We start from the raw sequence: 13,710 nt of genomic DNA on the forward strand, positions 1-13,710 counted from the left end.
TTCCGCTCCACTCGTCGGCGTAGCGTCGGCTGCACGCGTCCCCCTCACCCCCCGTCCACCGCCCTCCACGCGCGGCGGGCCGCCCAACAGCACACCCACCAGGACCGGCGAACCACGTGAGCTCCTCTTCCTCCACCAGGCGCCCGTCGCACTCCCAGGTGCGACAGGGGGCCCGTGGCGCTTACCGACTGGTTCGTACCCCGCCGGCCCGAGTGGATCCCCCTCTTCTGGACGCCGCACAGCGCGCCGTGGTTGAGCACGGAAGCGGTCCTTTGCTCGTTCTCGCAGGTCCGGGCACCGGGAAGACCACGACCCTCGTCGAGTCGGTGGCGTCACGCATCGCCCGCGGAGGGGACCCCGCGCGCGTGCTCGTGCTGACGTTCAGCCGCAAGGCGGCCGTCGAACTGCGCGACCGGATGGCGCTGCGGATAGGAGCGGCACGCGCCCCCCAGGCGACCACCTTCCACTCGTTCTGCTACGCCCTCGTCCGCGCCCACCAGGACAGCGACCTGTTCGTGGAGCCACTGCGGCTGCTGTCCGGACCCGAACAGGACGTCGCCGTACGCGAGCTGCTGGCCGGTCAGCCCGACCTGGAGCGGCTCGGCCTCGCACACGTGCGCTGGCCGGACGAACTGCGCGCCTGCCTGACCACCCGCGGCTTCGCCGACGAGGTCCGCGCGGTGCTCGCCCGCAGCCGTGAACTGGGCCTCGGCCCCGGCGCCCTGGACGCCTTCGCCCGCCGCATCGGCCGCCCCGACTGGCGGGCCGCGGCCGCCTTCCTCGCCGAGTACCTCGACGTCCTCGACCTCCAGGGCGTCCTCGACTACGCCGAACTGGTCCACCGCGCGGTGCTCCTCGCCCGCCGCCCCGAGGTCGCCGGGCAGCTCGCCGCCCAGTACGACGCCGTGTTCGTCGACGAGTACCAGGACACCGACCCGGCTCAGGTACGGCTGCTCGACGCCCTCGCCGGCGGCGGCCGCACCCTCGTCGCCTTCGGCGACCCCGACCAGTCGATCTACGCCTTCCGCGGCGCCGACGTGAACGGCATCCTCGACTTCCCGTACGCGTTCCCGCGCGCGGACGGCCGCAGGGCCCCCGTGGAGGTCCTGCGCACCTCCCGCCGCTCCGGCGCCGACCTGCTGGCCGCGACCCGCCTGGTGACCCAGCGCATGCCGCTGACCCGGCTGCCGGCGGAGAAGGTCCGCGCCCACCGCGAGCTCGCCGCGGTCCGGGACGGGGGGCGGGTGGAGGTGTACACCTACCCCACGTCCGGCACCGAGCTGGACAACATCGCGGACATCCTGCGCCGGGCCCACCTGGAGGACGGCGTCCCCTGGGGCGAGATGGCGGTCCTGGTCCGCGCGGGGTCCCGCACGATCCCGACGGTCCGGCGCGCGCTCACGGCGGCCGGGGTGCCTCTCGACATCGACGGCGACGACCTCGCCCTGCGCCACGAACCGGCGGTGGCGCCCCTGCTGACCGCTCTTCGGGCGGTGGCCATGGCGGAGGCGGCGGAGGGCGTCGTACGGGACGAGGAGGGGGCTCCCGCAGACCAAGCTCCCGCAGACCAAGCTCCCGAAGACCCGGCTCCCGAAGAGGCAGGCGCCCCTGATCAGCAAGCTGCCGCCAGGGAAACCGCTTCCAAGGCGCCGGCATCCGTCACCACCTGGCTCGACACCGAGACCGCCCTCACCCTCCTCGCCTCCCCTCTCGCCGGTATGGACGCCGCCGACCTGCGCCGTCTCGGGCGGGCGCTGCGGGACGAGGAGCGGGCCGCCGGGAACGCCCTGCCGCCGCCCTCGGACGAGCTGCTCGCGCGGGCTCTCGCCGAGCCCGAGCGGCTGGCCGTGCACGACCCCGCGTACGCGCGCGGGGCGCAGCGGCTCGGGGCCCTGCTCGGAAAGGCCCGTGCGCGCCTGGCGGGCGGTGGCAGTGCCGAGGAGGCGCTGTGGGACCTGTGGGAGGGCACACCGTGGCCCGGACGTCTGGAGCGGGCGGCCAGGCGGGGTGGCGCGGCGGGGCGCAACGCGGACCGTGATCTCGACGCCGTCTGCGCGCTGTTCGCGACGGCCGCGCGCGCGGAGGAGCGCACCGGCGGCCGGGGCGCCCTGAACTTCCTGGAGGAGATCGACGCCGAGGACATCGCCGCCGACACCCTCACCCGGCGTGCCGTACGCCCTGACGCCGTCCGCCTGATGACCGCGCACCGCTCCAAGGGCCTGGAGTGGCGCCTGGTCGTCGTCGCCGGTGTCCAGGAGGGCCTGTGGCCGGACCTGCGCCGCCGCGGCTCCCTCCTGGAGGCCGACCGCATCGGCCGCGACGGCCTCGCCGAACCGCTCACCCCGGGAGCCCTGCTCGCCGAGGAACGCCGCCTGTTCTACGTCGCCGCCACACGCGCGCGTGAGCGCCTGGTCGTCACCGCGGTGAAGGCACCGGCCGACGACGGCGACCAGCCCTCCCGCTTCCTGACCGAGCTCGGCGTCGAACCCAAGGACGTCACCGGCCGCCCCCGCCGCCCCTTGTCGGTCGCCGCCCTGGTCGCCGAACTCCGTGCCACGACCGTCGACCCGCGGGTCTCGGACACCCTCAGGGAGGCCGCCGCGCGGCGCCTGGCACGGCTCGCCGCCCTCGCCGACGACGACGGCCGCCCGCTCGTCCCCTCGGCCCACCCCTACTGCTGGTGGGGCATGTTCGAGCCGACCGAGTCCAAGGTGCCGCTGCGCAACCGCGACCAGCCCGTCGTGCTCTCCGGCAGCGCCCTGGAGCAGCTCGCCAACACCTGTGCCCTCCAGTGGTTCCTGGGCCGCGAGGTGAAGGCCGACGCGCCCGCGACCGTCGCCCAGGGCTTCGGCAACGTCGTGCACGTCCTCGCCGACGAGGTCGCCTCCGGGCACACCCCCGCCGACCTCGACGTCCTCATGGAGCGCCTCGACTCCGTGTGGAACGCGCTCGCCTTCGACGCACCCTGGAAGTCGGCGCAGGAGAAGGAGAACGCGCGCGTGGCGCTCGAACGCTTCCTGAAGTGGCACGTCATGGACCGCTCCGGCCGCACCCCGGTGGCCAGCGAGCACGACTTCGACGTCACCCTGGAGGCGGGCGAGGTCGAGGTGCGCATCCGCGGCCAGATGGACCGCGTGGAGGCCGACGGCGAGGGGCGCGCGTACGTCGTCGACTTCAAGACCGGCAAGCAGCCGGTGAGTTCGGCCGACGTGGAACGCCACCCCCAGCTCGCCGTCTACCAGCTCGCCGTGCGGGAGGGCGCCGTGGACGAGGCCTTCGACGGCGTACGGCCCGAACCGGGCGGCGCCGAACTGGTCCAGCTGCGCCAGGGCGCACCCAGACGGGACGGCGGCGAGACCCTGCCCAAGGTGCAGGCCCAGGAGCCGCTGGAGGGGGAGTGGGTCGGCGACCTGCTCGCCACGGCGGCCGGCAAGGTCCTCGACGAACGGTTCACGCCGAGCGCGGGACAGCACTGCTCCCACTGCGCGTTCCGGGCCTCGTGCAGCGCGCAGCCGGAGGGACGGCACGTCGTGGAGTGAGGGGTCGGTCCGGTGTGATCAGTCGCACCCCGTGTGCTGACCTGCACGTCGTCCGAACCCGGGGGCGATTCGTCCTCCGTTGTCAGTGCGCGCCGCTAGCCTCTCCGACATGGCCGCCCGCATCACCGATCCCGATCAGCTCAAGGAGCTCCTCGGCATCCCGTTCACCCCGGAGCAGACGGCCTGCATCATCGCGCCGCCCGCCCCGCAGGTGATCGTGGCCGGTGCCGGCTCGGGCAAGACGACGGTGATGGCGGCCCGCGTGGTCTGGCTGGTCGGCACCGGCCAGGTCGCCCCCGAACAGGTTCTCGGCCTCACCTTCACCAACAAGGCCGCCGGTGAACTCGCCGAGCGCGTCCGCAAGGCGCTCATCAAGGCGGGCGTCACCGACCCCGACGTCATCGACCCGGACAACCCCCCGGGCGAGCCCGTGATCTCCACCTACCACGCCTTCGCGGGCCGCCTGCTGACCGACCACGGCCTGCGCATCGGCCTCGAACCGACGTCCCGGCTGCTCGCCGACGCCACCCGCTACCAGCTCGCCGCGCGCGTGCTGCGCGAAGCGCCCGGCCCCTACCCGGCCCTGACCCGCTCCCTCGCCGACCTCGTCAGCGACCTTCTCAACCTCGACGCCGAGCTCTCCGAGCACCTCGTGCGCCCCGAGCGGTTGCGGGCGTACGACGCCGAGCTGCTGCTGACCCTCCAGGGCGCCAAACTCACCAACGACACCCTGCGCAAGGTCCCCGAGGCGGCCGCCGCCCGCCGCGAACTCGCCGACCTGGTCGTCCGCTACCGCGCCGCCAAACGTGAACGCGACCTCCTCGACTTCGGCGACCAGATCGCCCTGTCCGCGCGCCTCGCGGGAATCCCGGAGGTGGGCCGCATCCTGCGCGAGGAGTTCAAGGTGGTGCTCCTCGACGAGTACCAGGACACCTCGGTCGCTCAACGCGTCCTGCTCGCGGGCCTGTTCGGCGGCGGCACCGGCCACCCGGTCACCGCCGTCGGCGACCCCTGCCAGGCCATCTACGGCTGGCGCGGCGCCTCCGTCGCCAACCTCGACGACTTCCCCGAGCACTTCGCCCACCCCGACGGCCGGCCCGCGACCCGCCAGGCGCTCAGCGAGAACCGCCGCAGCGGCGGCCGCCTCCTCGACCTGGCCAACGACCTCGCCGAGCCCCTGCGCGCCATGCACGCGGGCGTGGAGGCCCTCCGCCCGGCCCCCGGTGCCGAACGCGACGGCGTGGTGCGCTGCGCCCTCCTGCCCACCCACGCCGAGGAGATCGACTGGCTCGCCGACTCGATCGCCCATCTCGTACGGACCGGGAAGGCGCCCGGCGAGATCGCCGTCCTGTGCCGCACCGCGACCGACTTCGCCGAGATCCAGGGCGCCCTGGTCGAACGGGACGTGCCGGTGGAGGTGGTGGGCCTGTCGGGCCTGCTGCACCTGCCCGAGGTCGCCGACCTGGTCGCCGTCTGCGAGGTCCTCCAGGACCCCGGCGCCAACGCCGCCCTGGTCCGGCTTTTGACCGGCCCGCGCTGGCGCATCGGCCCGCGCGACCTCGCCCTCCTCGGGCGGCGCGCCCGGCGCCTGGTGTCCTACGCGCGCGTGGCCGACGACGACCCCGACCGCCGACTCGCCGAGGCCGTCGAGGGGGTCGACCCGGCCGAGGTGATATCGCTCGCCGACGCCCTGGAGACCTTCCTGGAGACGCCCCTCGACAGCGACGAGGACGACGACGGGCTGCCCTTCTCGCCGGACGCGCGCGTGCGGTTCGCACGTCTGGCCGCCGAACTGCGCGACCTGCGCCGCTCGCTCGCCGACCCCCTGATGGACGTCCTGCACCGCGTCCTCGCCGTCACCGGCCTGGAGGTCGAACTGTCGGCGTCCCCGCACGCGTTGGCCGCCCGCCGCCGCGAGACCCTGTCCAACTTCCTCGACATCGCCGCCTCCTTCGCGGCGGGCGACAACGAGGCGAGCCTGCTCGCCTTCCTCGGCTTCCTGCGCACCGCCGCCCAGTACGAGAAGGGCCTCGACAATGCCCTGCCGGGCGGCGAGAACACCGTCAAGGTGCTCACCGCGCACAAGTCCAAGGGCCTGGAATGGGACGTCGTCGCCGTCCCCGGACTGGTCACCGACACCTTCCCGAGCGCCAAGGGCCGCGAGAAGTGGACCGCCCAGAGCAAGGTGCTGCCGCACGCCCTGCGCGGCGACACCGAGACCCTGCCCGACATCGCCTCCTGGGACGCGCGCGGCATGAAGGCCTTCCACGAGGCCATGAAGGACCACCAGCACACCGAGGAACTCCGTCTCGGCTATGTCACCTTCACCCGCCCCCGCTCCCTCCTCCTCGGCTCCGGCCACTGGTGGGGGCCCACACAGAAGAAGCCCCGGGGACCGTCCGACTTCCTCCAGGCCCTGTACGACCACTGCGCGGCCGGCCACGGCGAGATCGAGGCATGGGCGGACGAGCCCGCCGAGGACGAGGAGAACCCGGCGCTGCACAGCCGGACCGAGGACCAGGTCTGGCCCCTGCCCCTGGACGACCAGGCCCTCTCCCGACGCCGGGCGGCCGCCCGAACGGTCCTGGACCACCTGGAGGACCTCGCCGACCACACGGACCCGCACCCCGCGGCCGTACCCGACCCGGACACCTACGACGACCCGGACTGGCCCCCGCCGCCGGACGACGAGGAGGCGCCCTACGAGGGCGAGGGGCCCTACGACGACGAGGCGCCCTACGACGACGTCGTCGAGCAGGACAGCCCGTCCGACTGGGACAGCTGGACCACGGAGCGCCCGGCCGTCCCGCACCAGGCCACGGCCCCGGATGCGCCCACCGCACCGGCACGCCCGCACCCGCGGGAACGGGACTCCCTCACCCCCGAGGAAGCCCGCACCATCGCCTCCTGGGACCGCGACCTCGACGCCCTCACCGGCGAGCTCCTGCGCGCGCGGGCGGCCGTGACCGACGTACCCCTGCCCGCGTCGCTCACCGCGTCCCAGGTGCTGCGCCTGGCCGCCGACCCGGACGGGCTCGCGCAGGAACTCGCGCGCCCCATGCCGCGCCCGCCACAACCCGCCGCACGTCAAGGCACCCGTTTCCACGCCTGGGTCGAGGCCCGCTTCGAGGCGCTGACCCTGCCCATGCTGGAGCCGGACGACCTCCCCGGCGGCGACGCCGAGATCGCCGACGAGCGCGATCTGGAGGACCTCAAGGACGCCTTCGAACGCAGCGAGTACGCCCACCGCACCCCCTACCGCCTTGAGACGCCCTTCCAGCTCGCCATCGCCGGCCGCGTGGTCCGGGGCCGGATCGACGCCGTCTACCGGCACACCGACGGGGAGACGACGACGTACGAGATCGTCGACTGGAAGACCAGCCGCACCCGCACCGCCGACCCCCTCCAGCTCGCCGTGTACCGGCTGGCCTGGGCCGAGCGGCAGGGGGTGCCTGTGGAATCGGTCACGGCCACCTTCCTCTACGTCCGCACCGGAGAGGTGGTACGCCCCAGGAACCTGCCCGGCCGGGCCGCCCTGGAGCGGCTCCTCACCCAGGAAGCGGGCGGTTCGGAGTCAGCAAAGTGTGAGGAACCGCCCAACGAGGATGTCGGTGCGGGCCGATAGGCTCATGACCATGAGCCAACCCGTTGACAGTGACGTCAGCGCTGTCCGTACGTACATCGAGCAGCACCGCGCCGCCTTCCTCGACGACCTCGCCGAATGGCTGCGGATCCCGTCCGTCTCGGCCCAGCCCGACCACGGACCCGATGTACGCCGCAGCGCAGACTGGCTCGCCGCCAAGCTCAGGGAGACCGGTTTCCCCACCGCCGAGGTCTGGGAGACCTCGGGCGCGCCCGCCGTCTTCGCCGAGTGGCCCGCGCAGGACCCCGCGGCGCCCACGGTCCTCGTCTACGGCCACCACGACGTCCAGCCCGCCGCCCGCGAGGACGGCTGGGACAGCGACCCCTTCGAGCCGGTCGTCCGGGACAACCGCCTCTACGCGCGCGGGGCCGCCGACGACAAGGGCCAGGTCTTCTTCCACACCCTCGGCGTCCGCGCCCACCTCGCGGCCACCGGCCGCACCGCCCCGGCGGTGCACCTGAAGCTGCTGATCGAGGGCGAGGAGGAGTCCGGCTCCCCGCACTTCCGCGCCCTCGTCGAGGAGCGTCGTCAGCGGCTCGCCGCCGACGCGGTGATCGTCTCCGACACCGGCATGTGGGACGAGAACACCCCCACGGTCTGCACGGGCATGCGCGGTCTCGCCGAGTGCGAGATCGTCCTGCACGGCCCCGACCAGGACATCCACTCCGGTTCCTTCGGCGGCGCGGTCCCCAACCCGGCCACCGCCGTCGCCCGCCTCGTGGCCGCCCTGCACGACGAGCACGCGCGCGTGGCGATCCCCGGCTTCTACGACGGAGTCGTCGAACTCACCGACCGTGAGCGGGAGCTCTTCGCCGAGCTGCCCTTCGACGAGGAGCGGTGGCTGCGCACCGCCAAGTCGTACGCCACCCGGGGCGAGGCCGGACACACCACTCTGGAGCGCGTCTGGGCCCGCCCCACCGCCGAGGTCAACGGCATCGGCGGCGGCTACCAGGGCCCCGGCAGCAAGACGGTCGTCCCGTCCGCCGCGATGGTCAAGCTCTCCTTCCGGCTGGTCGCCGGCCAGGACCCCGACCACATCGAGAAGGCCGTCCGCGACTGGGCCACGGCGCAGGTGCCCGCCGGGATCCGCGCGGAGATCACCTTCGGGGGCGCCACGCGCCCGTGTCTGACCCCGCTGGACCACCCGGCCCTCCAGTCCGTCGTACGAGCCATGGGCCGCGCCTTCGGCCAACCGGTCCGCTTCACCCGTGAGGGCGGCTCGGGCCCCGCCGCCGACCTCCAGGAAGTCCTCGGCGCACCCGTGCTGTTCCTCGGCATCTCCGTCCCCTCCGACGGCTGGCACGCGCCCAACGAAAAGGTCGAGCTCGACCTGCTCCTCAAGGGCGTCGAGACCTCCGCGTACCTGTGGGGTGATCTCGCCGAGCACTTCAGCCATGCGCCCTGAGCGTCCCGCGTCGTACGTCCCGCCGAACCGCCCGCCGAAACAATCCGCTGCACCGGGGGAGTTGGAAGCACCCGTGACCACCTGGACCGACCACACCGCCGACCGTCCCGTCTCGCTCACCGCCCCCAGTGGCATCGACCGCGCCGCGCACCACCGGCTCGACGAGGCCTGGCTCGCGGCGGCGTGGAGCCACCCCACGACCCGCTGCTTCGTGGTCTCCGGCGGTCAGGTCCTCATAGACGAGACGGCGGACGGCCGAACCGAACTCGTCATGACCCCGGCCTTCGAGGCCCCGCTCACCGAAGCGCACCGCTACTTCCTCGGCATCGACGAGGAGGGCGTCCGCTACTTCGCGCTCCAGAAGGACGCCCTGCCCGGGCGGATCGACCAGTCCGCGCGCCCGGCGGGACTGCGGGAGGCCGGCCTGCTGCTGTCCGCGCGCGAGGCGGGCCTGATGGTGCACGCGGTCGGGCTGGAGAACTGGCAGCGCACCCACCGCTTCTGCTCCCGCTGCGGCGAGCGCACGGTCATCGCCGCGGCCGGCCACATCCGCCGCTGCCCCGCCTGCGGCGCCGAGCACTACCCGCGCACCGACCCGGCGGTGATCATGGCCGTCACCGACCATGAGGACCGCATCCTGCTCGGCCGCCAGGTGCACTGGCCGGAAGGCCGCTTCTCGACGCTGGCCGGTTTCGTCGAACCGGGCGAGTCCATCGAGCAGTCGGTGCGGCGCGAGGTCTTCGAGGAGGCCGGCATCACCGTCGGCCCGGTCGAGTACGTCGCCAGCCAGCCCTGGCCGTTCCCCTCCAGCCTCATGCTCGGCTTCATGGCCCGTGCCACCTCCACCGACATCAATGTCGACGGTGACGAGATCCACGAGGCCCGCTGGTTCTCCCGCGACGAACTCCAGGCCGCCTTCGAGTCCGGCGAGGTCCTCCCGCCGTACGGCATCTCGATCGCGGCCCGGCTGATCGAGCTCTGGTACGGCAAGCCGCTGCCGACGAGGAGTTTCGTCTGAGGCAGCCGCGTCGTCGGCGCGTGAACAGCGGAAGGCGGCCCCTGAAGCGCCTCAGGGACCGCCTTCCGGACAGCACGTCCGCGGTGCGGACTATGCGCCGATCTTCTGCTTGACCTGCGCCAGCGACGGGTTCGTCAGCGTCGAACCGTCTCCGAACAGCACGGTCGGAACCGTCTGGTTCCCGCCGTTCGCCTTCTCCACGAACGCCGCGGACGCCGGGTCCTGCTCGATGTTGATCTCGGTGTACGCGATGCCCTCGCGGTCCAGCTGCTTCTTCAGCCGCTGGCAGTAACCGCACCAGGTGGTGCTGTACATCGTCACAGTGCCCTGCATGTCTCGCGCGCTCCTTCGGTGGCTCGGGGAAGAGCAAGTCCTCCAGGGGAACGTATGGGACCCGGGCCCCATTCCCGGCCCCGGATGCCCGGCGAAGTGACGCCTGCCGCATTAGTACGACTGCGGTCGGTTGCCTGTGGACAACCGGCTCACCCGTCTCCGCCGACCTGGCAGCATGGCCGTGTGACAGCAGCAACGCATTCCACGCTCTTCCCGCGGACACCGGACTCGGCCGACGCCGTGCTCGAAGGGCTCGACCCCGAGCAGCGCGAGGTGGCCACCTCGCTGCACGGGCCGGTGTGCGTGCTGGCGGGGGCCGGCACCGGCAAGACGCGGGCCATCACCCATCGCATCGCCTACGGGGTGCGGGCCGGGATCCTCCAGCCCTCCAGCGTGCTGGCCGTCACCTTCACCAACCGGGCCGCCGGGGAGATGCGCGGGCGCCTGCGCCAGCTCGGCGCGTCGGGCGTCCAGGCGCGTACGTTCCACTCGGCCGCCCTGCGCCAGCTCCAGTACTTCTGGCCGAAAGCCGTCGGCGGGTCCATGCCCCGGCTCGTCGACCGCAAGATCCAGCTCGTCGCCGACGCGGCCGCCGCCTGCCGTATCCGCCTCGACCGGGGCGAGCTGCGGGACGTCACCGGCGAGATCGAGTGGTCCAAGGTCACCCAGACCGTGCCCGCCGACTACGCCCTCGCAGCCGCGAAGGCCGGCCGCGAGACCCCCCGTGCAGCGGCGGAGATCGCCCAGCTCTACGCGGCCTACGAAGACCTCAAGCGCGAGCGTGCCGTCATCGACTTCGAGGACGTGCTGCTGCTGACCGTGGCCATCCTCCAGGACCGGCACGACATCGCCGACCAGGTCCGTTCCCAGTACCAGCACTTCGTCGTCGACGAGTACCAGGACGTCAGCCCGCTCCAGCAGCGCCTGCTGGAGCTGTGGCTGGGACAGCGGGACAGCCTGTGCGTGGTCGGCGACGCCAGCCAGACGATCTACTCCTTCACAGGAGCAACTCCCGACCATCTGCTCGACTTCCGCACCCGCCACCCCGGGGCCACCGTCGTCAAGCTGGTCCGCGACTACCGCTCCACGCCCCAGGTCGTCCATCTCGCCAACGGCCTGCTCGCCCAGGCCCGCGGCCGCGCCGCCGACCACCGGCTGGAACTGATCTCCCAGCGCCGCCCGGGCCCCGAGCCCCTCTACACCGAGTACACCGACGAGCCCGCCGAGGCCGAGGGCGCCGCCCGGCGCATCCGGGACCTCATGGACGCGGGCGTGCGGGCCAGCGAGATCGCCATCCTGTTCCGCACCAACTCCCAGTCCGAGACCTATGAACAGGCCCTCGCCGACGCCGGGGTGCCCTACCAGTTGCGCGGCGCCGAGCGGTTCTTCGACCGGCCCGAGGTCCGCAGGGCCATCGTCAACCTCCGGGGCTCGGCCCGCTTCGGCGGCAACGACTCCCGGCTGGACGACGCCGTCGACCTGCCCTCCCAGGTGCGAGCCGTGCTGTCGGGCGAGGGCTGGACCAGCGAACCGCCGGCCGGCTCCGGGGCCGTCAGAGAGCGCTGGGAGTCGCTCGCCGCCCTGGTGAACCTCGCGCAGGACTTCGCCGCCGCCCGCCCCGGCGCCACGCTGAACGACCTCGTGGCCGAACTCGACGAGCGGGCCGGCGCCCAGCACGCCCCGACCGTCGAGGGTGTCACCCTGGCCTCCCTGCACTCCGCCAAGGGCCTGGAGTGGGACGCCGTGTTCCTGGTCGGGGTCGCCGAGGGCATGATGCCGATCACCTACGCCAAGACCGATGAGCAGATCGAGGAGGAGCGCCGCCTCCTCTATGTCGGCGTCACCCGTGCCCGCGAGCGCCTCCATGTCTCCTGGTCGCTCTCCAGATCGCCCGGTGGCCGCCCCAACCGCCGCCCCAGCCGCTTCCTCGACGGGCTGCGCCCCGGGTCCACCGCCACCGCGGTCCGGGCCGCCGCGGGAGGCGGTCCGGGAGGAGTGGAGCGCGGCTTCACGAGCCCCGCGGGCGTCGCCCCGAGACGCACCCGGCGCACCCCGGCGCGCTGCCGGGTCTGCGGGCGCACGCTCACCGACGCGGGCGAGATGAAGCTGATGCGATGCGAGGACTGTCCCTCCGACATGGACGAGGGGCTCTACGAGCGGCTGCGCGAGTGGCGTGCCGTGCAGGCGGAGCGCAGCGGGCAGCCCGCCTTCTGCGTCTTCACCGACAAGACCCTGATGGCGATCGCCGAGGCCGTCCCCGACGACGAGCAGGAGCTGACCCGGATCCCGGGCGTCGGCATGCGCAAGCTGAACCGTTACGGAGCCGATGTGTTGGCCATCTGCGCAGGCCAGGAGGTCGAGCGGGAAGAAGTCGCGGACTGATCCCAACTCGTCGGAAAAATAGTTTGCGCATGCCCCGGGAATCCCCATAGGTTCTTAGCCACGGGGACGGAGGCCTTCTCGGAGGCCCCGATTCCGTGTTCTACTTGCATATCCGTCGGACAGCGGCTCGCGCCGCGGTCCCCTTAGACGCCGAGAGGAGGCGATTGAAGTGATCAGCATCAACAGCAGCACGGCCATCAGCACCGCCAAAATGACCGATCGCTCGGTCGTCTCCATGTGCATGCTCGGCGTTTCGAACCTGGGCACCGGTCTGTCCGGCATCTCTGCCGTGCGTCCGGCGTCCGCCCTGTCTCTCGCGGTCCTTCCCGTCCGTGAGCGCAATGAGCGACCGACCAAGGCACTGGAAGCAGTAGTGGCACAGGCCCAGGCCTATGCCTTTGCGGCCGGTGCCGGATTCCGGAAGCAGACGACGCAGCACCACCTGATGTGGGCCTTCCGTGGGCCAGAACCCTGGAGTGATCCAGCCTGATCATCGATCAGGCCGGCGCCTTCAGGGCCGCGGAACCCCATCCGGGATCCGCGGCCCTTCTGTTTGCCCCGAACGGGGCGAGCGGAGCGAAGGGGCCTCGGGACAAGAAAAGAACCCGGTACCAAGCCGATTACCGGTCCAACAGGGCCGGACCGACCAGACGAGGAAGACGAACCGTGCAACTCGAAGCGCACGCCCCGTCCGTACCGCCTTCCGAAACGCTCCCCCCGCCCGGTTCCACGGAGGACTCCACCTTGATCCCCCTCACCGCGCTCACCGCGCTCGACGACGCCATCGAGAACCTCGGCGTACCCGTCCCCTGCCGTTCCTACGACCCGGAGGTCTTCTTCGCCGAGTCGCCGGCCGACGTCGAGTACGCCAAGTCCCTCTGCCGCACCTGCCCGCTGATGGAGGCCTGCCTCGCCGGCGCCAAGGAGCGGCGTGAGCCCTGGGGCGTCTGGGGTGGCGAGCTGTTCGTCCAGGGTGTCGTCGTCGCCCGGAAGCGGCCGCGTGGTCGCCCGCGCAAGAACCCGGTCACGGCATGAACACCATCGCAGGAACGATCGACCGCCCCCTCACGAACGACCCCAAGAAGCAGGCCCCGATGAAGCCGTCCGTCAGCGAGCCCGCAGGCTCCGCGATCCCAGACTTCACCACCACCGGCGCGATCGACTCGCGTCAGAACAGGACCCGAGAGATGCAACTCATCCCAGAAGCCCTGGCTCGTGCGCATATGCACGACCGGCTGCATGAGGCCGAGCAGGAACGCAGGGCCATCCGCCTCGCGACCGCTCGCCGGATGCAGCGCCGGGCGGAGCGCGCCTCGCTGCGTGCCCGTCGTGCGCTCGCCATGGCCGTCATGCAGTAACCCGACCCGGTAGTTCCCCGCGGGGGCCGGTC

Annotated in this window: 9 protein-coding genes; 8 read left to right on the top strand and 1 reads right to left on the bottom strand. The window is 72.6% G+C overall.

Features of this window, described 5'->3' with window-relative positions; all coding sequences use genetic code 11:
- The first annotated feature begins 116 nt into the window (after positions 1-116).
- The 4 genes from ACFULQ_RS36395 (at position 117) to nudC (ending at position 9,605) form a co-directional block, all read left to right on the top strand.
- On the top strand, positions 117-3,539 hold the full coding sequence (locus ACFULQ_RS36395; RefSeq protein ID WP_383552328.1) for an ATP-dependent helicase: 3,423 nt from the start codon (positions 117-119) through the stop codon (positions 3,537-3,539).
- 109 nt (positions 3,540-3,648) lie between these two features.
- Positions 3,649-7,164 carry a UvrD-helicase domain-containing protein gene (locus ACFULQ_RS36400; protein WP_383552331.1) on the top strand — a complete coding sequence of 1,172 codons (3,516 nt, stop codon included), beginning with the start codon at positions 3,649-3,651 and terminating at the stop codon, positions 7,162-7,164.
- 4 nt (positions 7,165-7,168) lie between these two features.
- Positions 7,169-8,587 (top strand): dipeptidase, encoded by a 1,419-nt coding sequence (locus tag ACFULQ_RS36405; protein WP_383552333.1) that lies wholly within the window; start codon positions 7,169-7,171, stop codon positions 8,585-8,587.
- A gap of 73 nt (positions 8,588-8,660) precedes the next feature.
- Complete coding sequence (nudC, locus tag ACFULQ_RS36410; RefSeq protein ID WP_383552336.1) at positions 8,661-9,605, top strand: NAD(+) diphosphatase; 945 nt, start codon at positions 8,661-8,663, stop codon at positions 9,603-9,605.
- 90 nt (positions 9,606-9,695) lie between these two features.
- Here the strand turns inward: nudC and ACFULQ_RS36415 are convergent, their stop codons facing one another.
- Complete coding sequence (locus tag ACFULQ_RS36415) at positions 9,696-9,938, bottom strand: mycoredoxin (RefSeq protein ID WP_123762935.1); 243 nt, start codon at positions 9,936-9,938, stop codon at positions 9,696-9,698.
- Positions 9,939-10,022: 84 nt separating this feature from the next.
- Here ACFULQ_RS36415 and ACFULQ_RS36420 point away from each other — a divergent pair, with 84 nt between their 5' ends.
- From ACFULQ_RS36420 to ACFULQ_RS36435, 4 genes are all read left to right on the top strand, one after another.
- A complete protein-coding gene (locus ACFULQ_RS36420) occupies positions 10,023-12,320 on the top strand; it encodes an ATP-dependent DNA helicase UvrD2 (RefSeq protein ID WP_383552340.1) in 2,298 nt (765 codons plus the stop codon).
- 169 nt (positions 12,321-12,489) lie between these two features.
- Positions 12,490-12,810 carry a hypothetical protein gene (locus ACFULQ_RS36425; RefSeq protein ID WP_383552343.1) on the top strand — a complete coding sequence of 107 codons (321 nt, stop codon included), beginning with the start codon at positions 12,490-12,492 and terminating at the stop codon, positions 12,808-12,810.
- Between the two features lie 176 nt (positions 12,811-12,986).
- Complete coding sequence (locus ACFULQ_RS36430) at positions 12,987-13,355, top strand: WhiB family transcriptional regulator (RefSeq protein WP_383552345.1); 369 nt, start codon at positions 12,987-12,989, stop codon at positions 13,353-13,355.
- Positions 13,352-13,678 (top strand): hypothetical protein, encoded by a 327-nt coding sequence (locus ACFULQ_RS36435; protein ID WP_383552347.1) that lies wholly within the window; start codon positions 13,352-13,354, stop codon positions 13,676-13,678. Before ACFULQ_RS36430 ends, ACFULQ_RS36435 begins: the two co-directional genes overlap by 4 nt.
- Positions 13,679-13,710 lie beyond the last annotated feature (32 nt).

The organism is Streptomyces sp. NPDC057253 (genome assembly GCF_042669125.1).
Lineage (GTDB): Bacteria > Actinomycetota > Actinomycetes > Streptomycetales > Streptomycetaceae > Streptomyces.